Raw genomic sequence first — 23,603 nt, 5'->3', positions numbered from 1 at the left:
GTCTTTCCGCTCGGCGGGGTGAACAAGAAGAACTTTAGCCTGCGACCTGCCGGAAAGTGAAATCCGGGCCCCGGGGCGGGCCGGGTGACAGGAGAGACCTCAGCCGCCGGCCTTCAGTCGTCGGCCCTCGGTCGTCGGCCCTCAGTCGTCGTCGCCGAGGACGGGCTCCGGGAGGGTGCCGGCGTTGTGCTCCAGGAGCCGCCAGCCGCGGGCGCCCTCGCCGAGCACGGACCAGCAGCAGTTGGTGAGACCGCCGAGGCTCTCCCAGTGCTGGGACTCCAGGCCGAGGAGACGGCCGATGGTGGTGCGGATGGTACCGCCGTGGCTGACCACCACGAGGGTGCCGTCCTCGGGGAGCTTCTCGGCGTGCCTGAGCACGACGGGGGCGGCCCGGTCGGCGACCTCGGTCTCCAGTTCGCCGCCGCCGCGGCGGACCGGCTCGCCGCGTTTCCAGGCGGCGTACTCGTCGCCGTGGCGGGCGATGATCTCCTCGTGGGTGAGTCCCTGCCAGACGCCCGCGTACGTCTCCCGCAGTCCCTCGTCACGGATCACGTCGAGGCCGGTGAGGGCGGCGAGCTGGGCGGCCGTGTCTGCGGCCCGTCGCAGATCGGAGGAGACGATCGTGTCCGGGCCGAGGGAGGCGAGCAGGCGGGCCGCGCGGCGGGCCTGGCCGACGCCGGTCTCCGTGAGCTCGACGTCGGTGGAGCCCTGGAAGCGGCGCTCCACGTTCCAGGCGGTCTGGCCGTGCCGCCACAGGATGACGCGGCGACCGCGGCCCCTGCGGTCGGTCACCTCAGCCGTGGCGCTCATCGCCACTCCCCGCCCGGCTCGCCGGTGTCCTCGGCGGCCTGCAGCTGGGCGTGGGCCGCCGCCTTGCCGCGGGTGGCCTTGGCGTCGGCCGGCAGCTCGATCTCGGGGCAGTCCTTCCACAGCCGCTCCAGGGCGTAGAAGACACGCTCCTCGCTGTGCTGCACGTGGACGACGATGTCGACGTAGTCGAGCAGGATCCAGCGGGCCTCACGGTCGCCCTCGCGGCGCACCGGCTTGGCGCCGAGTTCCTTCTGGAGGCGTTCCTCGATCTCGTCGACGATCGACTTGACCTGGCGGTCGTTGGGTGCTGAGGCCAGCAGGAAGGCGTCCGTGATCGACAGGACGTCGCTGACGTCGTAGGCGATGACGTCGTGGGCGAGCTTGTCGGCGGCTGCCTGGGCGGCGGCGGAGATGAGCTCGAGGGAACGGTCGGTTGCGGTCACTGCGTGGCTTTCCTTCGGCGGTCGTTTGACACCAAGGGTCTCACGGACCGCCGGGCGCACCCCACGTGATTACCGCGTCACGTGGGGTGCGACGGGCCGCCGCTCAGGAGGAGGACGGCTTGTAGTCCTGGCCGAGGACGACCGAGACGTCGGCGCCCGAGCCGACCGTGCCCTTCTGGACGGCGCCGGTGCCGAGGCCGAGGGTCTTGGCGACCTCGGTGGCGTTCTCCTTGTCGGCGGCGTCGGAGTACAGCACCTTGGAGGTGGCCTGGGTGCCGGAGGCCGTACCGCCTTCCAGGAAGGTGTATCCGCCGTTGACGAGCACCACGCGGGCCTTCTCGGTGTCGTCCTTGACGCCGGTGGCGTTCTGGACGGAGACGCGGACCGCGGAGCCGGCCGAGGGGCTCTTGGCGGTGCCGCCGAGGATGTCCTTGACGACGCTGGAGCTGGTCTCGGCGCTGAGGGTGCCGTCGCTCTGCACCGGCAGCAGGGCGGTCTTGTAGTCGCCGTCCTTGGCGAGGTCGGCGAGCTTGGCGAGGAAGGTGCCGAGATCCTTGTCGGTGAGGGACGGGTCGAGGATCTGCGCGAGGGTCTGCACGGTGGTCGTCGCGGCGGAGGAGTCGGAGGACATCTTGCGCAGGACACCCTGCATGACCTGGCCGAACCGCTCCAGCTGGGCGTTCTGGGCCTCGCCGGAGGCGCGGTAGGTGGCGTAGGCGACGGCGGCCTTGCCGCTGAGGGTCTGGTCCTTGCCCTTGTTGACGAGGGGCTCCTCGCCCTTCTTCTTGGCGTCCGGGTCGGGGACGTCGGCGTTCGTGTCGATGTCGATGTTGCCGACGAGTTCGACGAGGTTCTGCAGGTAGGGGGTGTCGAGGCGCCAGGTGCCCTCGATGCTGGTGCCGAGGACGGTGTCGAGCTGGTCGCGGGTGCCGGAGGAGCCGTCGTCGTCGACGGACTTGGCGAGGGTCGTGGTGGTGCCGTCGTCGTCGGTGAGGGCGAGGGAGTTGGGCAGCAGGACGGTGCTGCCCTGCTTCGTGGTGGTGTTGTCGACGAGCAGCACGCTCGAGGTGCCGCCACCGCCGGTGTTGTGCAGGTGGAGGACGATCACGTCGCGTTTCTGGGCGACCGCGGAGGTCGTCGTACCGCCCTTGGTGCCGGAGGAGGACACGCCGGGGAGTTTTCCGGCGTACCAGAGGTAGCCGACGCCGCCGACGGCGACCAGGACGAGGACGACGACCAGGGCGATCATCCGGCTGCGGGCGCGGCGCTTGGCCTCCTCGCGGCGCTCGGTGCGGTTCTCGGTGAAGTTCAGCCAGTCGATGACGTCCTCGGAGTCACCGTCCGGCTGCTCGACGAACGCGAACTGCCCGGTGTGGTAGTCCCGTTCGTCATCCTCCTGGCGGGGTTCGGCGGGTTCCCGGACCGGTCCGGCCTGCTGCGGGATGTGCGCGGTCTGCTCGGCGACCCGGGGCTGCCGGCTGCTGGTGGCCGCCTGCCCGTAGGGGTCGTAGGCCGTCTGGCCGCCGGTGCCGTACGGGTCGTACCCGGGCGTGGGTGGCATGGACGGCTGTTGTCCGGTGTCGTAGACGGACGGCTGTTGTCCGGTGTCGTAGGACGGCGCGGCCTGCTGCCCGCCGCCTGCGTAGGGGTCGTAACCGTAGCCCTGGCTCTGCCCTTGCCCCTGGCCCTGGCTCGCGTACGGGTCGTACGTCTGCTGCTGTTGCGCCGGGATCTGGCGGTACACCGGCTGTCCGTACTCGTCGTAGCCGACGAGTTCGTACTGGTCGCTTCCGTAGCCCGCGTCGTATCGGTCGTTCACCGGTGCCCCTCTCGGCTCACTCGCCGCGGTACAGGTCGCGCTTGTCGATGTAGCGCACGACTCCGTCCGGCACCATGTACCAGATGGGGTCGCCCTTGGCGACTCTCGCACGGCAGTCTGTGGAGGAGATGGCGAGCGCGGGAACCTCCACCAGCGAGACGCCACCCTCGGGGAGACCGCGGTCGGTCAGATGGTGACCGGGCCGGGTGCAGCCGATGAAGTGGGCCAGGGAGAAGAGTTCCTCGGAGTCCCGCCAGGTGAGGATCTGGCCCAGTGCGTCGGCGCCGGTGATGAAGAACAGGTCGGTGTCGGGGTTGAGGGCCCGCAGGTCGCGCAGGGTGTCCACGGTGTAGGTGGGACCGCCGCGGTCGATGTCGATGCGGCTGACGGAGAACTGCGGGTTCTCCGCGGTCGCGATGACCGTCATCAGATAGCGGTCCTCGGCCGGTGAGACGGCACGGGCGGTCTTCTGCCACGGCTGCCCGGTGGGCACGAAGACCACCTCGTCGAGGTGGAACTGGGCGGCGACCTCGCTGGCCGCCACGAGGTGACCGTGGTGGATCGGGTCGAACGTTCCGCCCATGACGCCGAGGCGGCGTTTGCCGGTGTGCCCGGGGCCCGCCGGCGTGTACCGCGGGGTCGTCACCATGTCGTCGGCCTCGTCATTCGCCGGACCGGTAGGCATGTCCTGCTCTCCCATGCGTGCAGACCCTACCGGCCCGGCCCGCGGGCCCCGCCCGGAGGACCGGTGAACCGGCGGTCCGGTGCCGGGCTCGGCGTCCGGCTCAGCGGTCGCGGTTGAAGCGGGTGGTGATCCACAGCAGGAGCAGCAGGATGACGAAGGCGCTGCCACCGGTGACGGCCGGGTTGAGGCTGTTGTGGTTGCCGCCGTGCTCCTCGCCCTCGGCGGCGAGGGTGACCAACTGGGCAGCGGCGCTGTGAAGATTCATCATCTGCGGCAGGACCTATCGCGTGTGGACGGGATAAAGATGTCGGCTCATCGTAAGCGTGCGGCCCGTCGGCGATCACGCCGACTCCTCCGTTGGGCCGACGTCTGAGCGCCGCCCGGCCGACGCCCGGCCCGGCTCCCGCGTTCTCCCGAGCTCCCGCGTCCTCGTGCGTCCTCGTGCTTCACAACGGACAGGGGAACGATCCCGGCGGCTCAGTCGTCCTTCTGTTTGTACCCGCGCAGCAGGAACCAGGCGGTCAGTGCGCAGCCGACGAACATGACGACGATGACGACCCGGAGCAGATCGCCCGAGCCCTGGTGCTGGGCGGCGCTCGCGGCCTGGGTGAGCCAGGCGGCCGGGGGGTGGTGCTCCATGAGGACTCCTTCGGCTGTACTGCCCGTCCACGGTATCTCCGCCTAGGCTGGGCCCTGCTTCGGGGGCACACAGTGGGCACTCACGCACCTGGGGGATGACATGTCCGACGACGGCCACGAGCAGAACGGGCACGAGCGCGTGCCGAGCAGGCAGCGCAGGCGGTTCCCGGGGATCTCCTCGCGTGCGTACGAGCATCCGGCGGACCGTTCGGCGCTGGTGGCGCTGCGCAGGCTGAGCGGCTTCGACACGGTCTTCAAGGCGCTCAGCGGGCTGCTTCCGGAGCGGAGCCTCAGGCTGCTGTTCCTGTCCGACTCGGTCCGGGTGTCCGACCAGCAGTTCACACACCTGAACGACATGCTGCGGGACGCCTGTTACATCCTGGACCTGGAGAAGGTCCCGCCGATGTACGTGACGCAGGATCCGCAGCCGAACGCGATGTGCATCGGCCTGGACGAGCCGATCATCGTGGTGACCACGGGACTGGTGGAGCTCCTCGACGAGGAGGAGATGCGGGCGGCCGTCGGCCACGAGGTGGGGCACGCGCTGTCCGGGCACTCGGTGTACCGCACGATTCTGCTGTTCCTGACGAACCTGGCGCTGAAGGTCGCCTGGATCCCGCTGGGCAACCTCGCCGTCCTGGCGATCGTGACGGCCCTGCGGGAGTGGTTCCGCAAGTCGGAGCTGTCCGCCGACCGGGCCGGGCTGCTGGTGGGCCAGGACCTGCGGGCCTCGATGCGCGGGCTGATGAAGATAGCGGGCGGCAACCACCTGCACGAGATGAACGTGGACGCGTTCCTCAAGCAGGCCGAGGAGTACGAGGCGGGCGGCGACCTGCGCGACTCCGTCCTGAAGATCCTGAACGTGCTGCCGCGCTCGCACCCCTTCACCACGGTCCGCGCGGCCGAGCTGAAGAAGTGGGCCGAGTCCCGCGACCACCAGCGGATCATGGACGGTCACTACCCGCGGCGCACCGAGGACAAGGACACCTCGGTCGGCGACTCGTTCAAGGAGTCCGCGGCGAGTTACGCCGACGATGTGAAGGGCTCCAAGGACCCGCTGATGAAGCTGGTCACGGACATCGCGGGCGGGGCGGGAGGCCTGGGTGGCCGGGTGAAGCGCGGCTTCGACGGGTTCACGAGCGCACCGCCGTCGAAGGACGCGCCGCCGCGGGACACTCCCTCGCAGGGCGAAGAGGAGTAGCGGACCCGGGACCCGGGCCGGGCTCCGCCGGGCCGGGCTCCGCCGGGACCTGCGACTCGGTCGCCGAGACCTCGGGGCCGGCCGCTCAGACCTTCGGCTCGGCCGCGGCGGCCAGCGTCCCGCACAGGGCGGTGGCGCTGTCCGTGGCGAACGGGTTCGTGCCCGCCGGGCCGCCCGCCTTGGCCGTCTGGCCGGCCAGGAGGGGTTGCAGGTGGTCGGCGGAGTCCTCGGCGCAGGACTGGGGGCCCGCCTGGATGTAGGAGACGACCAGCTGGGTCTGGTGCAGACGAAGGTCGTCGCGGTCGAAGCGGAAGGTCAGCTCGCGGCGGACGGTGAACAGGGAGACCTGGGCGCCGGCCGGGGCGCCGGTGGGGCGCAGCGCGTAGACGAAGGTGTGGTCGGCGGTGACCTCCAGGGTGGCCGGGTCGGTCTCGGTGGCCTGCAGGTTGCCCTGGACGCGGATCCTCGGGTCGGCGAGCTCGGCGCGGGTGGGGTCGAAGCGGACCAGCCATCCCGTGGGGGCGTGCCGGCCGTCCGCCGTGGGGTGGTCGACGCTCTGGTCGAACTGGTCGAGCTGACCGGGGTCGAGCAGCGCCCGCGCGGGCCGCACCGCGCTGCTGTCGAGGACCTCGGGGTAGAGCGAGGAGCGGACGAGGTAGTCCTTGGCCGTGGTCAGGGCGGTGACCACCTGGCTGTCGGAGAAGTGCGCGGTGCTCCGGGCGGCCGGCAGCGGTATCCCCTCGGCGCCGACCTCGTACCGCGCGGCGGGGCTGTGCGCGAACAGGGCCTCGGCGTCGGCGCCGCCGGGCACCTTGCCCTGGGGGGAGAGCGGGATGACGGTCATGCGCAGGGGGTCGACGGGCTGCTGGGCCTCGTCGGTGCCGTAGGGGTGGCGGACGCCCATGTAGATCGCGGTGCCGAAGGCGACGAGGATCAGGACGACGAGGATCAGGGCCTGCCGGGTGAGGCCACGGCGCAGGGGCGGCCGACGGCGTACGGCGGGCGCATGGTCGGTCATGCGTTCGCGTGCGGAGGACTCCTGGAGGCGGGCAGCGCGAACAAACGATTCGTCGAAGACGACGGATCGGTACTCGTCCTCGCCACCCACGGGGCCGCCCTCGGGTGTCCCCTCAGGTGGGTCTCCTGGCCCGCCCATACCTTCAGAGTAGGTCTCGGGAGCCTCAGGTAAACGCGCTGCTACACGACAACTTCTGACAGGTTCTCACCAGAACTGCCACCGGGGCGGCCGAGGCCGCTCAGGGGGTGCGGGGGACCGCGGAGGCCGCCGGCTTGGCGGGTTGGGAGTAGTCGGCGGACACGGAGGGTGCCGCCGCGGTGCCCTGCTCCTGGCCCGTCGAGGGGGGCCTGGGCACCTGGTCGCGGCTGCCGCCCGAGGAGGCGCTGCGGTAGACCGCGGCGAAGGCGAGCGCGACCATGCCGATGCCCATGACGAGGGCGAGCACCCAGGCGACGGGACGGTGCCAGCGGACGTGTTTGCCGTACGTCCCGGCGGCGCCGTACCGGTCTTCGAGCACGTCGGCGTCGTCCAGGTCGTCGAGTTCGCCGCCGAGATCGGTGCCGTCCGGGCTGTAGCGGTCGTCGTAGCGCTCGCCTCTGGCATGGGCGCGGCGGGCCTCGGCCTCGGAGGCCTCGGCTCTGGCCTGGGCGGCTGCAAGGAGGCGTTCGACGGCGGTCGGCTCGTGAACCACGGCCGCCTTCACGAAGGCCTCGTCGAAGACCACGGCGTCGAACTCTTCGTCCGACATTCCGTGGTCATGGTCGTCGTCGGGCTCCCAGCCGTCAGGGAACGGCGTGCCCCCCACGTCCTCCGGCACGGATCCAGAGTAGACCTGGGGGGTCAATTTGGGCAGACGGTATGGAAATTCATAGGCCCGGTGAGACACCTCTCACGCCGTCCCCGGGGCCCGTACGCCCTTCCGCGCGCCCGTACGGCGTGGGTACGCCCTTCTGCACGCCCTCGCCGCCATGAGGGCGCCGTACGGCCGTACGGGCGTCAGCGGCGGATGTGGCCGTCGCCCGTGACGATGTACTTGGTGCTGGTCAGCTCCGGCAGGCCCATGGGGCCGCGGGCGTGCAGCTTCTGGGTGGAGATGCCGATCTCGGCTCCGAAGCCGAACTGGCCGCCGTCGGTGAAGCGGGTGGAGGCGTTCACGGCGACGGTGGTGGAGTCGACCAGCTGGGTGAAGCGTCGGGCGGCCTGCTGGGAAGTGGTGACGATGGCCTCGGTGTGCCCGGAGGTCCACAGCCGGATGTGTTCCACGGCCTTGTCGAGCGAGTCGACGACGGCGGCGGCGATGTCGTACGACAGGTACTCGGTCTCCCAGTCCTCCGGGACCGCCTCGACAACGGTCGCCTTGGAGTCCTCGGCGTAGGCGAGGACGCGTTCGTCGGCGTGCACGGTGACGCCGGCCTCGGCGAGGGCGTCCAGGGCACGCGGCAGGAACTCGGGGGCGATGTCCTGGTGGACGAGGAGGGTCTCGGCGGCGTTGCAGACGCTGACCCGCTGCGCCTTGGAGTTGATGAGGATGTCGATGGCCATGTCGATGTCGGCGTGGGCGTCGACGTAGACGTGGCAGTTGCCGGTGCCGGTCTCGATGACCGGGACCTTGGACTCCATGACGACGGTCTGGATGAGGGAGGCGCCGCCGCGCGGGATGAGGACGTCGACGAGGCCGCGGGCGCGCATCAGCTCGTGGACGGACTCGCGGCCCTCGCCGGGCACCAGCTGGACGGCGTCGGCGGGCAGCCCGGCACCGCCGACGGCGTCACGCAGGACGCGGACCAGGGCAGTGTTGGACTCGTAGGCGGAGGCGGAGCCGCGCAGCAGGACCGCGTTGCCGGACTTCAGGCAGAGGGCGGCGGCGTCGACGGTGACGTTCGGGCGGGCCTCGTAGATGATGCCGACGACGCCGAGCGGGACGCGGACCTGGCGCAGGTCGATGCCGTTGGGGAGGGTGGAGCCGCGGACGACCTCGCCGACCGGGTCGGGCAGCTTCGCCACGTCGCGGACGTCGGAGGCGATGGCGCGGACCCGCTCCGGGGTGAGGGTGAGGCGGTCGATGATCGCCTCACTGGTGCCGTTCTCGCGGGCCTTGGCGATGTCCTTGGCGTTGGCCTCGACGATCTCGCTCGTGCGGACCTCCAGGGCGTCCGCGACGGCGAGCAGCGCGTCGTCCTTCACGGCACGCGGCAGCGGCGCGAGGTCGGCGGCGGCGGCCTTGGCACGGTAGGCGGCCTGGGTGACCGGGGACATGGCGTCGTACGGCGAGAGCGTGGTCATGAGGGAAGGGTAGTGCGCGCCGGCGGGCCGTCCACGCGTCATCCCATACCGCGAGACGTGGATCAAAACGGGTGAATACCGGCCGGCGTCACAGGCGACGCCAGGGGCGGCGTCAGAACGGGTGGATGCCGACCGGTGTCGCGGGCGGCGGGCCGTAACCCTCGGCGATCCGCTGGTGGTAGGTGGCGCGGTCGATGACCTCAAGACCGACGATCTCCCAAGCCGGCAGTCCGGCGGTCTGGCGGTGCTCGCCCCACAGCCGCAGGGCGACGGCGGCGGCGTCGTGGAGATCCCGGGCCTCTTCCCAGTAGCGGATCTCGGCGTGGTCGCAGGCGTAGCGGCTGGTGAGGAGGAAGGGGTGGTCGTGGGCCAGTTGTTCGAGTCCGCGGCGCAGCTCCGGCAGGGGGACCTCGGCACCGCAGACGCTGAGGGTGACATGCCACAGGCGGGGCAGGTCCTTCGGCTCCTCGTAGGTGTCCCCGGCCGCGACGCTCGTCAGAGCACCGCGGGAGGCCGCAGCCCCAGGGCGCACTCGTCTCACGACGGCCTCCTTCAGCTGTGCTCGTGCGGAACGCGGTCCTGAGACAAAGTTGAGCAGGCCGCAAGGGTTCGTGTGGCGGTTTTACGGAACGTCCCCCACCGGGGTCCGTCGTTACGCCCCGTTTTACGGGTGCAGGATCACCAGGTCGTCCCTGTGTACGACCTCGCGTTCGTACGCCGGGCCCAGCTCGCGCGCCAGCTCCCTGGTCGAACGCCCGATCAGCTGGGGGATCTCCCTGGCGTCGAAGCTGACGAGCCCGCGGGCCACCGCGCGTCCTTCGGTGTCGCGCAGTTCGACCGGATCACCGGCAGCGAAATCGCCCTCCACGGCGGCGATCCCGGCCGGCAGCAGCGACTTGCGGCCCTCGACGACCGCGCGGACGGCGCCGTCGTCGAGGGTGAGCGAACCCTGCGGGGTGGAGGCGTGCTGGAGCCACAGGAGGCGGTCTGCGGATCGTTTGCCGGTGGGGTGGAAGTAGGTGCCGGTGTCGCCGCCGGAGAGCGCGTCGGCGGCGTGCACGGCGCTCGTGAGGACCACCGGGATGCCCGCGGCGGCGGCGATCCGGGCGGCCTCCACCTTGGTGACCATCCCGCCGGTTCCGACGCCGGCCTTCCCGGCGCTGCCGATCTCGACGCCCGCGAGGTCCTCGGGTCCCTTCACCTCCGCTATCCGGGAGGTGCCGGGCCTGCCGGGGTCGCCGTCGTAGACGCCGTCGATGTCGGAGAGGAGGACCAGCAGGTCGGCGTGGACGAGGTGGGCGACGAGGGCGGCGAGGCGGTCGTTGTCGCCGAAGCGGATCTCGTCGGTGGCGACGGTGTCGTTCTCGTTGACGACCGGCAGTGCGCCCATCGCGAGCAGCTTGTCGAGCGTGCGGGAGGCGTTGCGGTGGTGGGCGCGGCGGCTCATGTCGTCAGAGGTGAGCAGGACCTGTCCGACGCGGACGGCGTAGCGGGCGAAGGAGGCGGTGTAGCGGGCGACGAGCAGGCCCTGGCCGACACTGGCGGCGGCCTGCTGGCGGGCCAGGTCCCGGGGACGGCGGCGCAGGCCGAGCGGGGCGAGTCCGGCGGCGATGGCACCGGAGGAGACCAGGACGATCTCCTTCTCCCCGCCGCTGCGGCTCTTGGCGAGGACGTCGACGAGCGCGTCGACACGGTCGGCGTCCAGGCCGCCGGAGGCGGTGGTCAGCGAGGAGGAGCCCACCTTGACGACGATCCTGCGGGCCTCGCCGACGGCCTGCCTAGCCCTTGCCACGTCCTGTCCCCACTTCCTTGCGCGTGGCAGCAATCTACGCGAAGGGGATGTGCGGGGGACGCGTCCGTCCAGCCCCCGGACATCGGGACGGACGCAACACCCGCAGACGACGAGTGATCGGTCGACCACGCCCCGCTTATGGCAAAAAGGTTGCACTGACTGCTTATAGAAATTGAAGCAAACGCAAAGTTAACTTGAAGTTTGTGTCATCTAAAGTTCGCAGCGTGAAGCGCATCCTCCTCAGGTCAGGGAAGAGCCCCTACGACGTCGTCACGGTCGAGGAGGCTCTGCACCGGGACGTCATCGCCACCAACTCGGGCAACCTGATCTTCAGTGATGCCGCCCACAAGATCCTCGAGACGCCGGGCACCGAGGTCGTCTCGAACGGCATGCCCTCCGAGGCCTCCGCCGCCGCACGCATCAACGAGGAGTACGACGCCTTCGTCGTCCCGCTCGCCAACGCCTTCCGGCCCTCCTTCGAGAGCGCGTTGAAGCGGATGACCCGGCTGATCTCCAGGCTGGACATACCGGTGGTCGTGCTCGGCGTCGGTGCGCAGACCGGGGTGAGCTACAACCCGGAACGGCTCAAGCGGATTGAGCCGACCGTGCGGGAGTTCTGCGCGGCGGTACTGGAGCGCAGTGCGTCGATCGGCGTACGGGGCGAGTTCACCGAGCAGTACCTGAAGGCCATGGGCTTCAAGGACGTCGAGGTCATCGGCTGCCCCTCGCTGTTCATGTACGGCGAACAGCTCCCGGTGCACAAGAAGGCGCTGGAGTTGACGCCGGCATCGCGGATCGCGATCAACGGCTCGCACAGTGCCGTACGTGCGCAGGGCCTGGACCGGATCATCACGCGCACCCACGAGCGCTATCCGAATCTGCGTTTCGTCGGCCAGAACCTCAGTGACGCACGGCAGTTGCACTGGCGGGACCTGTCGGATCCCAACGCCGCGGTGACCGCGATGCCGACCCACCCGGACCATCCGATGTTCCGCGAGGACAAGGCGCGGGTCTATGTAGACCCGTTCACCTGGATCGACGATCTGCGCTCCTTCGACTTCTCCTTCGGTTCGCGCATCCACGGCAACATCGCGGCGCTGCTGGCCGGCACGCCGGCCACTGTGCTGTGCGGTGACTCGCGGACGCTGGAACTCTGCCGTTACTTCGAGATTCCGCACCGGCGCCTGGACCAGGCGGTGAAGGACCCCGAGTCGGCGGACCCGGCGAAGCTGTACGCGGAGGCCGACTTCGGCGGGCTGGTCGGCGGTCACCGGGAGCGTTTCGAGCGGTTCACCGGGTTCCTCGGCAGGAACGGGCTGGAGAACACCTTCACGCACGGCGACGGCGGAGCGGCCTTCGAGGAGCGGATGCGGACGCTGGCGTTCCCGGCGGGAATCCGCCCCTGGAACGATGCGGACGTCGCCTCGCTCACCTCGCGGTTCGGCTGGCTGCACAGCCGTATCGAGGAACTGTCGCTGGACAACGCCCGGCTGGAGAAGGAACTGGCGCGCGCCGGGTCCCGCGCCGCCAAGACGGCCGCCGTGCCGCCGTCGGCCTCGGTGTACCGGCGGGCCCGGCGGGCCGTGGGCAAGCCGATCCGCCGGGCGCTGGGGTCGGGCGGATAACCGCGCGGGGCCTGGTCAGGCCGTGGCCGCCTTCACGTCCCGGGTCGGCAGCGACCGCCGCAGCTTGCGCAGCGCGCGCCGCAGGACGTTGTTGGCGGCCTCCTCGCGGTAGCCCTTGACGGCGCGGGCCTCGCGGGGTTCGGCGAGATAGATCCAGTCGGGGAGCCCGGCCGTCTTGGAACGGAAGTGCGGGTAGCCGAGGTAGACGCGGGTGCCGCGCTTCTCCAGGACCGGGGTGGGCTTCTTCTTGGCCCGTACGAACTCGACGACGTCCGGGAGGAGCTCGGTACGCCGGACGGCGACCAGGTGCAGCTGGAGCCGCTCGTGGACCTTGAGGCGGCGGGCCACCTCGGGGTTCCAGTGGGCGTCCATCAGCGGCTTGACGAGCTCCAGTTTGTGCTGCCGTACCTGGTCGGTGTCCTTGAGGAACTTGGGGCCGAACTGCGGGAGCACCGTGACCTTGAACGGCCGGACCATGAGGCTGTCGCGCCGCGGCCCCGCCGGGACCATCTCGGCGATCAGGTTGATCAGGGCGCGCGCGGAGTCGAAACGGAGGGTGTAGCTGCCGCTCTTGGTGACGTGTTTGCCGTCCTCGCGGCCGACGAGGTAGTAGCAGGGGTAGTCGGCGATCACGGAGACGCCGTCGGCGCGCAGATAGGCCTCCATGGTGAACAGCGCGTCCTCGCCGGTCCACAGGGACTCGTCGAACCGCATGCTGTGCCGTTCCAGCAGCGCGCGGCGGAAGAGTTTCTGGGCACTGAGCGCGAACTTGATGTTGGAGGAGAAGACGTCGGTACGGCCGAGGGTCTCGCCCCACATCGACTGTGGTGCCTTGCGGTTGATCCCCTCGACCTTGCCGAGGACGACGTCGGTTCTGTTCTTGTCGGCCATCGCGACCATGCGTTCCAGCGCCTCGGGACCGAGCCGGTCGTCGGCGTCCAGGAAGAACACGTAGCGGCCGGCGGCCTTGGCGAGGCCGACGTTGCGCGGGCCGCTGGGGCCGCCGGAGTTCTCCTGGCGGATCACGGTCACCGGCATGGCGGCACGGGCCGCGAACCCCTCCAGACACTCCCCCGTGCCGTCGGTGGAGCCGTCGTCGACGGCGATGACCTCCATGCGGGCCGGGTCGAGGGTCTGCTGCTCGACGGAGGCCAGACATTCGACCAGGTACGGCATCGCTTCGTACGCCCCGATGATCACGGTCACATCAGGCTGCGCAACGACGGTCACGTTTCCCCCTAGTCAATGATGCGTTCCCCCTGTGTCACCTCGAACGCAACGTCTTAGATGACCGATCGGCGCAACAGGTTGCCTTGGAGTACACACTCAGTGGCCCAGCTCACATGAAGAGCGGACTGCCTGGTGGTGTACAGCGGGTTACACCGGACAGTACGGGCGCACGGTAAGAGCTACTCAACTCGAACGACGAAGCATCGGTAAGAAGAAATCCGCGCATTACTAAGCAGTGGTAAGAGAACGCATCGCATCGGCGCAACCGGAACGGGCCCGGTCCCGGGGAGATCCCCGGGACCGGGCCCGTTCGCGGTCTTCGCGGGTGTCAGCCGGCGGTCGCGCCCTCCGCCTCGCCGGCGGTCGTCCGCGGCTTGCCACCGGGCAGCGCCTCGGCGAGTTCGGCCGCCTCGGGGTCACCGGCCGCGATCCGGGCCTCCTGGCCCAGGTTGCGGGTCTCGGCCTTGCGGGCGAGCGCGGCCGCCGCGCCGTTGAACTGCTCGATGGAGGTCGGCTCGTCCGGCCCGAGCAGGTAGTGCTTGAGCTCGTCCCGGTCCGCGGCCAGCGGATCGGCCGACGGGTCGCGTACGGCGTCCAGGAGACCGCCGAGTTCCTTGGCGCTGTTGGAGAGGATCACAGCGGCGCGCACGGCGGTGTTCGCCCGCTTGAACTCCTCCACGCCGACGCCCGCGGAGTCGGTGACGGCGTACGGCTTGCCGCTCGCGATGAAGTCGGAGACCACGCTGGAGATGTCGGAGACCATCGCGTCGGAGACGTTGAAGCAGTCGTACAGGCGGGGTTCGGCGCCCGTGATGACGGCGTGCTGGTACGACGGCAGGGCCTGCCAGTAGAAGTCGTCCCAGTCGGCGCGCAGCCGGGCGATCTCCTCGTGCTTCTTCAGGTCGACGACGTCGTCCCGGCTGGCCTCGGCCTCGTCGCGCTTGTCGTCGCCGGTGCCGGCCAGCTCGGTCAGACGGGTCTCGATGCGGGTCAGTTCGGCCTTCGCCGCCGTCTGGGCGGCCGTGTCGGCGGTGAAGCGGGCATCGGTGGCACGGGCGGCGGCGGCCTTCTCCACGAGGGCGGTGACGCGCCGGTGGGCGGCGCCGGCCTCGGGGCTGACGGTGCCGGTGAAGGGGTGCGGCTTGTACAGGACGCGGACCGGCGGGTCGGCCTTGACCAGCTTCTTCACGATGTTCTCGCCGGCGAGAACGAGCGAGGTGTTGCCGGGGTCGCCGTCCCAGCCTTCCCAGGTGGGCGCGTAGAGCACGGTGGGGATACGGCCGTCGGGGACGCCCTGCCAGCTCTGGATGGGGGCCAGCTGGGGTCGGCCGACCTCGACGATGTCGTCGTCGCGGACGCCGACGTCGGCGATGGCGTAGCGGTCGCGGCCCGCGCGGCCCGCGGTCCACACCTCGTCGTACACCTTGCTGAACGGGTTGACGCTGGCCAGCTTGTCGCTGTCGCCGTGGCCGATGAAGACGTGCTTCATCGTGGGGACGCGCAGCAGGTGGATGTTCTTGCCGACGTTGGCCGCGTAGAGGGCGACGCGGACCGTGGAGAGGTCCATGTTCATCAGGTGCACGCCGCCGGGCACGCAGATGACGGGGACGGTCGTCGGGGCGAGGCTCTGTAGGATGACCCGCTCGCGCAGCAGGATCAGCGGGCGGGACTCCAGCTGTTCCATGGTCTCCAGCCACATGTTGACCTGGTATGCGGAGTCCTTGGAGCCGGAGAAGTACAGCACGGTCCCGGGCCGGTACTCGGCCAGCCAGTCGTCGACGGCGGCCAGCACCGTGTCGGCGCCGGGCGGGGTCTTGCGGCCGCGTACGTACGGCATCAGTACCAGTACGTACAGGCAGCCCAGGGCGAGGGTGATCCCGACACCGACGAAGCCGGCGACCACGTTGTCCGTCATCGCCGAGATCAGCAGGCCGACGACGGCCGCGAGGTCGAGGTGGAGCATCTTCTCGGCGGAGCGGTCGAGCAGGCCGCGCGGCGGGGCGTCCGGGATGCGGATGCGGGACTGCAGGTCGACGTTGCGGGTGGCGACCGGCATCCGGCGGCGGTTGCGGATCAGGGTGACCAGTGCGCCGTGCGGGGCCTGCAGGCCGTAGAAGGCGATGAAGCAGGCGATCGCACCGTAGAAGACCAGACCGTTCGAGAGGTCCATCCGGGCCAGCAGCAGGATCAGCAGCAGCTGCCGGATCAGGAAGCGGATCGACAGACCGGCCCGGACCTTGCTCAGGCGGTTGATGAGGTAGCTGCCCTTGCGGTGCAGGTAGTGGTCCGCCAGGTACGTGACGGCGGCCGCGGCCGCGAAGGCGTAAACGCTCGGGACGAGCGCGGCGACCATGAGGACCGGGAAGCCCAGCACCATGAGTGCCGCCGCGGCCAGCTCGGCCGCGCTGCCCACCCGGGCGACGCGAATAGCTGTGGATATCACGGAGAACCTTTTGCTGACAAAAAGGCCTGAATTTGACCTTGCGGACGATCTGGGAGGTGGTCGATCTGGGTTTTTACGGGTTCAGGCCCCTGTGAATGCTCAGCGAACGCGCGCAACCACAGAGGCCTGAATTACAGATGACTAATGGCTGTCGATTATGCCACGCCGTCCTGACGGTCCAGGACACTGGCCAAGGCCTGCTCGAAGCCGGAGGCCTGGCCGGCGGCCGCCGTCGGGTCCTGCTGGCGGACGTCGATGACATGGCCGGTGAGTTCGGAGAGCAGCACGTCGAGGGAGGTGCGGGCGACGGCCTCGGAGGAGAGCAGCGAGCCCGAGGGTTCCTGGCCGAACGCCTTGGTGCGCATCGGGGTGGCGGTGCGCTCCGGGTTGATGCAGTTGACGCGGACGGCGTCGCCGGCCCACTCGTCGGACAGGGCCTGGGTGAGGTTCACCATGGCGGCCTTGGTCGAGGAGTAGAGGCTGTACTCGGCGCGGCCGCGGGTGTAGCTGCTGGAGGTGTAGAGCAGCAGCTGGCCCTGGGTCTCGGCGAGGTACTTGTAGCTCGAACGGGCGATCTGCACCGGGGCCAGGTAGTTGACCTTCAGCGCCTCTTCGATGGTGGCGTTGTCGGTCTCGGCGAGCTTGCCGATGCGCAGCACGCCCGCGGTGTTGACGACGTAGTCGATGCGGCCGGTCTCGGCGTACGCCTTGGAGAGGGCGTCGTCGACCTCCTCCGGGTTCTCCACGTGGGTGCCGGTGGTGGAGCGGCCGAGGGCGTAGACGTTGGCGCCGTAGGACTCGGCGAGTTCGGCGATGTCCTTGCCGATGCCGTACGAACCGCCGAAGATCACCGCGGTCTTGCCGGTGAGGAGCTCGCGGTAGGCGTCCTCGCTCTTCTGCTCGGGGGCGGCGCTGGAGGCGAGCTGGAAGAGCTTGTCGGCGATGAAGACGTCGACGGGCTGGGTGACCTTCATGTTGTACTCGTCGCCGGCCACGACGTGGATCGGCACGTCCGGCAGGTACTTGAGGACGACGGAGCAGTCGTCGGTGGCCTGGAAGTTGGGGTCGCCGTCGGCGACCGCGTAGGCCCGCTTGATCGTGGACAGCTTGAACGCCTGCGGGGTCTGGCCGCGGCGCAGCCTGGAGCGGTCCGGGATCTCGGTGATGAACTCGCCGTCCCCGCCGTGGGTGCGGGTGACGATGATGGTGTCGGCGGACGGGATGGCGACGTCGACGGCCTGGTAGCGCTCCAGCGCGATCACGCAGTCGTCGATGACGCGCTGCGACAGCAGGGGGCGTACGGCGTCGTGGAAGAGGACGTTGAGGTCCTCACCATCGGCCAGGCCCTCGCCGAGGGCCTCGATGGCGCGCTCGGTGGTCTCGTTCCGCGTGCTGCCGCCCTCGATGACCTTCTTGACCTTGGTGAACCCGGCCTTGGCGACGATCTTCTCGACGTCCGCGACGTAGCCCGGTGTCATCAGCACGATGATGTCGTCGATCGAGTCGGCCTTCTCGAAGGTGGCCAGGGTGTGCTCGATGACGGCCTTGCCGGCGATCTTCAGCAGCTGCTTGGGGATCGACAGACCCACCCGCTGGCCGGTGCCACCGGCCAGGATCACTGCGGTGGTTCGGGGCTTGGCTATGTGCTGGGACACAGGTGACCTACCTTGGGGCATCAGGGAACCAGGAAATGGTCCCACTTCTGGTAACCGCTGTGCAAGGTGAGCGCCGTCCACTGCATATGTGCCCGCAACCTTTCATTCACCTTGCACCGCTGGTGATGGGCGTCGCCCGCCGGACCGCTGGAAGAGTTCCGTGAATTTGCTGTGAGTAACTACACAGCGCATTCCGATTGCTGTGCGTGACGCGATGCACGTCTCAGCAGCGCTACGCCGTGCTACAGGGACGCCCTAGCCGGGCTGAGCCGTCCCCCCTCCCGCACCTCACCGCCGTCGCAGCTTCTTCAGACATCGGTGGCCCAGGACCCGTACGAGCTCCTTGGACGACGTCTGGTGCACGGTGCGGGACTTCGGCTCGGCGGTGTGGCGCACCGGTGCCGAGGCCGCCGCGGCGAGCGCGCCGTAGAGCGCCTGGGCGGCGACCTCCGGGGCGATGCGGGCCTCGGCGGCGGGCGGTCCCGGCTGTGCGGGGATGGCGGGCAGGGCGTGGAGGAGGGCGGGGTCGCCGATGATGCGGACACCCATGGCGCCGATGCGTTCCACGATCTCGGCACCGATGCGCCCGGCGGCCTCGACGGCCCAGTCGGGGGTGGAGATCTTCACGTCGGCGGCGGTGGGGCTGCACGAGTTCTTCATATGCATGACGGCGCCGTTGCGGACGAGCTTGGAATACAGCTCGTCGGGGAGTCCATTACCACGGAATTCCACGTTGAGATTTCGCAGCATTTCGGTCTCGGCGAGGGTGAGGGAGCGGTTCGCCGCGTCCGGGACGGGCTGGAGGAGTTTTTCGGGAAGTCCGAGGAGGGCTTCGAAGGTGCGCATCAGGCCGTCGCGGTCCCGGTCGTCGACCACGACGACGGTGATCCGGTCGGCGCCGACCGCGCGGATCCAGCGTTCGACGAGCCGGTCATGCCGGTGCCGGCGCCAGAAGCTGGGGTTGGGCTTCTCGTAGGGGGCCTTGCGGAGCATGTGCTCCAGCCATTCCTCGTAGCCCATGCGCAGTCCGTTCTGCACGTACTGCTGCCACTGCGAGGGCATGATCCTGGCGAGGGGGCGGAGGGTGACGAGGACGTGGACGCGTTCGCCGCCGAGCTGTTCGACGATGCGGGCGACGGTCTCGTCGTCGGGGGCGTCGGCGAAGAACTCGCTGCTGATCACCGAGGTGCGGGAGCCGGTGGCCTCGATCTGCTTGAGCAGCCGCGTCCAGTGCTTCTCGGTGGGCACGGTGTCGCCCATCATCGCGGGCCGGGCGCAGGCGGCGAGGGCGGCCTCCATCGGGTGCCGGGTGGTCGCCGGGAACTCCACACAGTGTTCGGGCAGCTTGTCCTTCGCGGCGAACAGGGCGCCCTGGATGGCCGTGGTCCCCGTTTTGTGCGGGCCGATGTGCAGCAGGCGGGTACCGGCAGGCAGGGCGGCCAGGGGACCAGTGGGGCTCACGGGGCCTATGGGGGCGTTGTTCACCGGGGCTTCGCCTCTCGTACAGTCCGTCTCCATGGTTAACAGAAGGTAAGACGTTTACCTTGGGTTCACCTGAGAGGAGCCTGGGACACAGATGAGTCCCAGGCTCCTGTTACAAAGACTTGACGTTCGGCGCGCCCGGTTCGTACGTCAGACGACCTGTACGCCCGGTTCATCCGTCTCGACCCGCAGGGTGGCGAGCGTACTCGCGGTGGCCTGTGGGCTGACGACGGTGTCGACGACTCGCACGCGCGCGTCGATGCCGTCGCGGCGGATGTCGAACAGGTGGTATCCGCGGTGGGCGTCGATGACCTTCCAGTGCGGGTTGTCGGCCTTCAGCGGGTCCCACTGGGAGTGGAAGGCGGCCTGGTCCTGGTCGCCGTTGCTGGAGATGGAGGTGCCGACGAACTCGGCGCCGACGACGCCCGACGACGGGTCCGCGAAGTCCTTCTTCAAGTCGCTGATCATGGTGAGATGACGGTCGCCGCTGAGCACGACGGGGTTGCGAACGGAGGCGAACTCGTCGAGCAGGGCATTGCGTTCGACCTGGTAGCCGTCCCAGGCGTCGTAATACCAGAGTTTTCCGTCGCCGGGCAGGATGTCGGTCTCGGCCATCATGATCTGTGAGGCGATCAGGTTCCAGCGGGCCGGCAAGTCGCGCAGTCCGTCGAGCAGCCACTGCTTCTGTTCGGCGCCGAGCATGGTGAGCGAGGGATCCTCCGCGGCCGCCTGGCTGGTGACCTGGTCGCTGCGGAACTGGCGGGTGTCGAGGACGTTGAGCCGGGCGAGGCGGCCGAACTCCAGGCGGCGGTACATCTGGATGTGCGGCCCGTCCGGGATCGCGGTGGCCCGGACCGGCATGTGCTCGTAGTAGGCCTGGAAGGCGGCGGTGAGCCGGGCGACGAACGCGTCGTGGGACTGCTTGCCGGGGTCCTGGGGGATCTCGCCGGCCCAGTCGTTGTCGACCTCGTGGTCGTCGAAGGTGACCACCCAGGGCGCGTTCGCGTGCATGGCGGCGAGGTCGGGGTCGCTGCGGTACTGGGCGTAGCGGTTGCGGTACTGCACCAGGGTGTACGGCTCTCCGGTGCCCTCGTGGCGGCGGGGTCCCGCGGAGGACGGGGTGGACTCGTAGATGTAGTCGCCGACGAAGAGGACGATGTCGGGGTCCTGGGCGAGCATGTCGGCGTACGGGGTGAAGTAGCCGTGCTGCCAGTTCTGGCAGGAGGCGAGGGCCACGCGCAGGGTGCCGCCCTTGCGGTGCGGGTGGGGGGCGGTGCGGGTGCGGCCGGTCGGGGAGATCCGGCCGCCGGCGCGGAAGCGGTACCAGTAGGAGCGGCCGGGGCGCAGTCCTCGTACGTCCACGTGAACGCTGTGCCCGTACTCGGGCCGGGCGTGGGCGGTGCCGCGGCGGACGACCTTGCGGAGGCGCTCGTCCTCGGCGATCTCCCACTCGACGGGGACGATCTCGTCCGGCATGCCGCCGCCGTTCAGGGGATCGGGGGCGAGCCGCGTCCAGAGCACGATGCCGTCGGGCAGCGGGTCGCCGGAGGCGATACCGAGACCGAACACTCCGTCGGGCAGCGGGGTTTCGGCGGCCCGGGCGACGGACGGCAGCCAGAGCTGGGCGGACGTGGCGGCTCCGAGGACGGCTGCGCCGGCGGTCAGAAAGCGGCGGCGGTCGGGCGATGGTGCTCCGGTCATGCGCGGACTCCCTTGCCACAGTGGCCTCTTGGACGGTCTGGCTTTCGGAAGCTCCCACGGCCGGACGGTCCGTCCGCCGAACACGGGCAGGCGTGCGCATGACAAATAGGCAGACAACAGAAAACCCGTTACGGCCGGGAACGGGTCCCGGCCGTAACGGGCCTGACAGGTCTACAGATCTACGGGTCTACAGGTCTGACGGGTCTGACGGGTCTGACGGCAGATCGGCGCCCCCGGGGACCGGGGAAGCCGGCAGCCATACGGGCCCTACCGGCCCTACCTGCCCTACCGGCCTTGCTACTCGAACGGGTCGAAGTCGCCGTACTCCCGAAGGGACTCGTCGCGTTCCGCATCCCGGTCGCGGCGGCGCTGCACGGCGGGCCGCTGCTCCTCGAAGCGGTGGTCCTCGCCGCGCCGGCCGAGCATCTCGGCGCCGGACATCATGGTCGGCTCCCAGTCGAAGACGACGGCGTTGTCCTCGGGGCCGATGGCGACGCCGTCGCCCGAGCGGGCACCCGCCTTCATCAGCTCCTGCTCCACGCCGAGCCGGTTGAGGCGGTCGGCGAGGTAGCCGACGGCCTCGTCGTTGTTGAAGTCGGTCTGGCGGACCCAGCGTTCCGGCTTCTCGCCGCGCACCCGGTAAAGCCCGTCGTCCTCCGGGGTGACGGTGAAGCCGGCGTCGTCCACGGCCTTGGGCCGGATGACGATCCGGGTCGCCTCCTCCTTGGGCTTGGCCGCGCGGGCCTGGGCGACCAGGTCGCCTAGCGCGAAGGTCAGCTCGCGCAGCCCCAGGTGGGCGACTGCGGACACCTCGAAGACGCGGTAGCCGCGGGCCTCCAGGTCGGGGCGGACCATCTCGGCGAGGTCCTTGCCGTCGGGGACGTCGATCTTGTTGAGGACGACGATCCGGGGCCGGTCGCCGAGGCCGCCGTACTGCTTGAGCTCCTCCTCGATGATGTCGAGGTCGGAGACGGGGTCGCGCTCGGACTCCAGGGTGGCGGTGTCGAGGACGTGGACGAGGACGCTGCACCGCTCGACGTGGCGCAGGAACTCCAGGCCGAGGCCCCTGCCCTGGCTGGCGCCGGGGATGAGTCCGGGGACGTCGGCGATGGTGTAGACGGTGGAACCGGCGGTCACCACGCCGAGGTTGGGGACCAGGGTGGTGAACGGGTAGTCGGCGATCTTCGGCTTGGCGGCCGACAGCACCGAGATCAGCGAGGACTTGCCTGCGCTCGGGTAGCCGACCAGGGCCACGTCGGCGACGGTCTTCAGCTCCAGCACGATGTCCTGGAGGTCGCCGGGCACGCCGAGCAGCGCGAAGCCGGGGGCCTTGCGGCGGGCGCTGGCGAGGGCCGCGTTGCCGAGGCCGCCGCGGCCGCCCTGGGCGGCGACGTAGGAGGTGCCGTGGCCGACGAGGTCGGCGAGGACGTTGCCGTCCTTGTCCAGCACCACGGTGCCGTCGGGCACCGGCAGGACCAGGTCCTGGCCGTCCTTGCCGGCCCGGTTGCCGCCCTCGCCGGGCTTGCCGTTGGTGGCCTTGCGGTGCGGGGAGTGGTGGTAGTCGAGCAGAGTCGTCACGGACTGGTCGACGGTCAGGGTGACGTCGCCGCCACGGCCGCCGTTGCCGCCGTCGGGGCCGCCGAGCGGCTTGAACTTCTCCCGGTGTACGGAGGCGCAGCCGTGGCCTCCGTTACCCGCGGCGATGTGCAGCTCGACGCGGTCCACGAAGGTGGTCATGGTGCAGTGCCTCCAGATACTTACGGGGTAATACCTATGTCAACACGCGAAAGGCGGACCCGCCTTCCCGATCGGGAAGTGAGGTCCGCCTCGCGAATCGTTCGGTCTGGGCCTTGAAACTCAGGCTCAGGCGACCGGGACGATGTTCACGACCTTGCGGCCACGGTGGGTGCCGAACTGCACCGAACCGGCCTGCAGCGCGAACAGCGTGTCGTCGCCGCCGCGGCCGACGCCCGCACCCGGGTGGAAGTGGGTGCCACGCTGGCGGACCAGGATCTCGCCCGCGTTGACGACCTGACCGCCGAAGCGCTTCACGCCGAGGCGCTGAGCGTTGGAGTCACGACCGTTACGGGTGGACGATGCGCCCTTCTTGTGTGCCATCTCTCCTCAGTCCCTTACTTCGCAGCCGCGGGGATCTCAGTGACCTTGATCGCCGTGTACTGCTGGCGGTGGCCCTGACGACGGCGGTAGCCGGTCTTGTTCTTGTAGCGAAGGATGTCGATCTTGACGCCCTTGTGGTGGTCCACGACCTCGGCCTGGACCTTGATGCCGGCCAGGACCCACGGGTCGCTGGTCACAGCGTCGCCGTCGACAACGAGCAGGGTCGAGAGCTCGACCGTGTCGCCAACCTTGGCAGTGGAAATCTTGTCAACCTCAACGATGTCGCCGACAGCAACCTTGTGCTGGCGACCACCGCTGCGCACGATGGCGTACACGCGGATCTCACTCTCTCGCTCGGGAACGGCACCCCCGCAGTCCAGCCGCCCGACGAACGCAGGCGGCCTCTCCGGAACACCGTGTGCTCCCGAGGAAGAGGTTTACGGGGATGTGGCGCGTCCTCATATCCATGGACACGCCGACGGTCAAGGTTACGGGGCGGTGGCCGAGGGGGTCAAACCGGGCCCCGGGGTGTGTGGGACCGGTCACTCGGACCGGGGCCCGATAGGCGGGGGGGCGGGACCGAGGTCCGGCCCCCCGCCCCGGCGTCACCCCTCCTCTGAGGGGGGGGCGGCCGGGGTTGGGTGGTTAGCCGTGGAGGT

The 23,603-nt window shown here is 69.7% G+C and carries 21 protein-coding genes; 2 read left to right on the top strand and 19 right to left on the bottom strand.

Annotated elements, in window-relative coordinates:
• Positions 1-141: 141 nt before the first annotated feature.
• From ACFWPS_RS02020 to ACFWPS_RS01995, 6 genes are all read right to left on the bottom strand, one after another.
• A complete protein-coding gene (locus tag ACFWPS_RS02020; RefSeq protein WP_383699846.1) occupies positions 142-810 on the bottom strand; it encodes a histidine phosphatase family protein in 669 nt (222 codons plus the stop codon).
• Positions 807-1,253: a ribosome silencing factor gene (gene rsfS, locus ACFWPS_RS02015; RefSeq protein WP_350780500.1), complete on the bottom strand. Its 447-nt coding sequence runs from the start codon at positions 1,251-1,253 to the stop codon at positions 807-809. The genes ACFWPS_RS02020 and rsfS overlap by 4 nt, the downstream gene beginning before the upstream one ends.
• A 103-nt stretch (positions 1,254-1,356) precedes the next feature.
• Positions 1,357-3,072 carry an LCP family protein gene (locus ACFWPS_RS02010; RefSeq protein WP_383699844.1) on the bottom strand — a complete coding sequence of 572 codons (1,716 nt, stop codon included), beginning with the start codon at positions 3,070-3,072 and terminating at the stop codon, positions 1,357-1,359.
• A 16-nt stretch (positions 3,073-3,088) separates the two neighbouring features.
• On the bottom strand, positions 3,089-3,772 hold the full coding sequence (gene nadD, locus ACFWPS_RS02005; protein WP_383699842.1) for a nicotinate-nucleotide adenylyltransferase: 684 nt from the start codon (positions 3,770-3,772) through the stop codon (positions 3,089-3,091).
• A gap of 85 nt (positions 3,773-3,857) precedes the next feature.
• The gene (locus tag ACFWPS_RS02000) at positions 3,858-4,025 is read right to left on the bottom strand and encodes a hypothetical protein (protein ID WP_167450157.1); all 168 of its coding nucleotides are present in this window, start codon (positions 4,023-4,025) and stop codon (positions 3,858-3,860) included.
• Positions 4,026-4,234: 209 nt separating this feature from the next.
• On the bottom strand, positions 4,235-4,396 hold the full coding sequence (locus ACFWPS_RS01995) for a hypothetical protein (RefSeq protein ID WP_217549548.1): 162 nt from the start codon (positions 4,394-4,396) through the stop codon (positions 4,235-4,237).
• A gap of 100 nt (positions 4,397-4,496) precedes the next feature.
• On the opposite strand from ACFWPS_RS01995, the gene ACFWPS_RS01990 reads away from it, so the two are divergent.
• The gene (locus ACFWPS_RS01990; RefSeq protein WP_383699840.1) at positions 4,497-5,597 is read left to right on the top strand and encodes a M48 family metallopeptidase; all 1,101 of its coding nucleotides are present in this window, start codon (positions 4,497-4,499) and stop codon (positions 5,595-5,597) included.
• 85 nt (positions 5,598-5,682) lie between these two features.
• Here ACFWPS_RS01990 and ACFWPS_RS01985 read toward each other — a convergent pair whose 3' ends face one another.
• From ACFWPS_RS01985 to proB, 5 genes are all read right to left on the bottom strand, one after another.
• On the bottom strand, positions 5,683-6,753 hold the full coding sequence (locus ACFWPS_RS01985) for a hypothetical protein (RefSeq protein WP_383699838.1): 1,071 nt from the start codon (positions 6,751-6,753) through the stop codon (positions 5,683-5,685).
• Positions 6,754-6,853: 100 nt separating this feature from the next.
• The gene (locus ACFWPS_RS01980) at positions 6,854-7,432 is read right to left on the bottom strand and encodes a hypothetical protein (RefSeq protein WP_383699836.1); all 579 of its coding nucleotides are present in this window, start codon (positions 7,430-7,432) and stop codon (positions 6,854-6,856) included.
• A 179-nt stretch (positions 7,433-7,611) separates the two neighbouring features.
• Positions 7,612-8,898 (bottom strand): glutamate-5-semialdehyde dehydrogenase, encoded by a 1,287-nt coding sequence (locus ACFWPS_RS01975; protein ID WP_383699834.1) that lies wholly within the window; start codon positions 8,896-8,898, stop codon positions 7,612-7,614.
• A 112-nt stretch (positions 8,899-9,010) separates the two neighbouring features.
• Entirely contained in the window at positions 9,011-9,439 is a 429-nt protein-coding gene (locus tag ACFWPS_RS01970; RefSeq protein WP_046733220.1) for a hypothetical protein, read from the bottom strand.
• Between the two features lie 123 nt (positions 9,440-9,562).
• Positions 9,563-10,690: a glutamate 5-kinase gene (gene proB / locus ACFWPS_RS01965; protein WP_383699832.1), complete on the bottom strand. Its 1,128-nt coding sequence runs from the start codon at positions 10,688-10,690 to the stop codon at positions 9,563-9,565.
• 224 nt (positions 10,691-10,914) lie between these two features.
• On the opposite strand from proB, the gene ACFWPS_RS01960 reads away from it, so the two are divergent.
• Positions 10,915-12,315, top strand: a complete 1,401-nt coding sequence (locus ACFWPS_RS01960; protein WP_383699830.1) for a polysaccharide pyruvyl transferase family protein — start codon at positions 10,915-10,917, stop codon at positions 12,313-12,315.
• A 15-nt stretch (positions 12,316-12,330) separates the two neighbouring features.
• Here ACFWPS_RS01960 and ACFWPS_RS01955 read toward each other — a convergent pair whose 3' ends face one another.
• From ACFWPS_RS01955 to rplU, 8 genes are all read right to left on the bottom strand, one after another.
• Complete coding sequence (locus ACFWPS_RS01955; RefSeq protein WP_383700416.1) at positions 12,331-13,491, bottom strand: glycosyltransferase family 2 protein; 1,161 nt, start codon at positions 13,489-13,491, stop codon at positions 12,331-12,333.
• Between the two features lie 382 nt (positions 13,492-13,873).
• Entirely contained in the window at positions 13,874-15,988 is a 2,115-nt protein-coding gene (locus ACFWPS_RS01950; RefSeq protein WP_383699828.1) for a hypothetical protein, read from the bottom strand.
• A gap of 155 nt (positions 15,989-16,143) precedes the next feature.
• Positions 16,144-17,643, bottom strand: a complete 1,500-nt coding sequence (locus tag ACFWPS_RS01945; protein WP_383699826.1) for a D-ribitol-5-phosphate cytidylyltransferase — start codon at positions 17,641-17,643, stop codon at positions 16,144-16,146.
• Between the two features lie 288 nt (positions 17,644-17,931).
• A complete protein-coding gene (locus ACFWPS_RS01940; protein WP_383699824.1) occupies positions 17,932-19,161 on the bottom strand; it encodes a hypothetical protein in 1,230 nt (409 codons plus the stop codon).
• 114 nt (positions 19,162-19,275) lie between these two features.
• Positions 19,276-20,826 (bottom strand): alkaline phosphatase D family protein, encoded by a 1,551-nt coding sequence (locus ACFWPS_RS01935; protein ID WP_383699822.1) that lies wholly within the window; start codon positions 20,824-20,826, stop codon positions 19,276-19,278.
• Between the two features lie 297 nt (positions 20,827-21,123).
• Positions 21,124-22,563, bottom strand: coding sequence for a GTPase ObgE (gene obgE, locus ACFWPS_RS01930; RefSeq protein WP_383699820.1), 1,440 nt, complete (start codon positions 22,561-22,563; stop codon positions 21,124-21,126).
• 126 nt (positions 22,564-22,689) lie between these two features.
• A complete protein-coding gene (rpmA, locus tag ACFWPS_RS01925; protein WP_010041940.1) occupies positions 22,690-22,944 on the bottom strand; it encodes a 50S ribosomal protein L27 in 255 nt (84 codons plus the stop codon).
• Positions 22,945-22,958: 14 nt separating this feature from the next.
• Positions 22,959-23,279, bottom strand: a complete 321-nt coding sequence (gene rplU / locus ACFWPS_RS01920; RefSeq protein ID WP_007381993.1) for a 50S ribosomal protein L21 — start codon at positions 23,277-23,279, stop codon at positions 22,959-22,961.
• Between the last annotated feature and the right edge of the window lie 324 nt (positions 23,280-23,603).

The sequence above is a fragment of the Streptomyces sp. NPDC058457 genome (assembly GCF_042720695.1).
Taxonomy (GTDB): domain Bacteria; phylum Actinomycetota; class Actinomycetes; order Streptomycetales; family Streptomycetaceae; genus Streptomyces.
The sequence above is the reverse complement of the archived record's forward strand: the minus strand, read 5'-3'. Positions and strand labels throughout refer to the sequence as shown.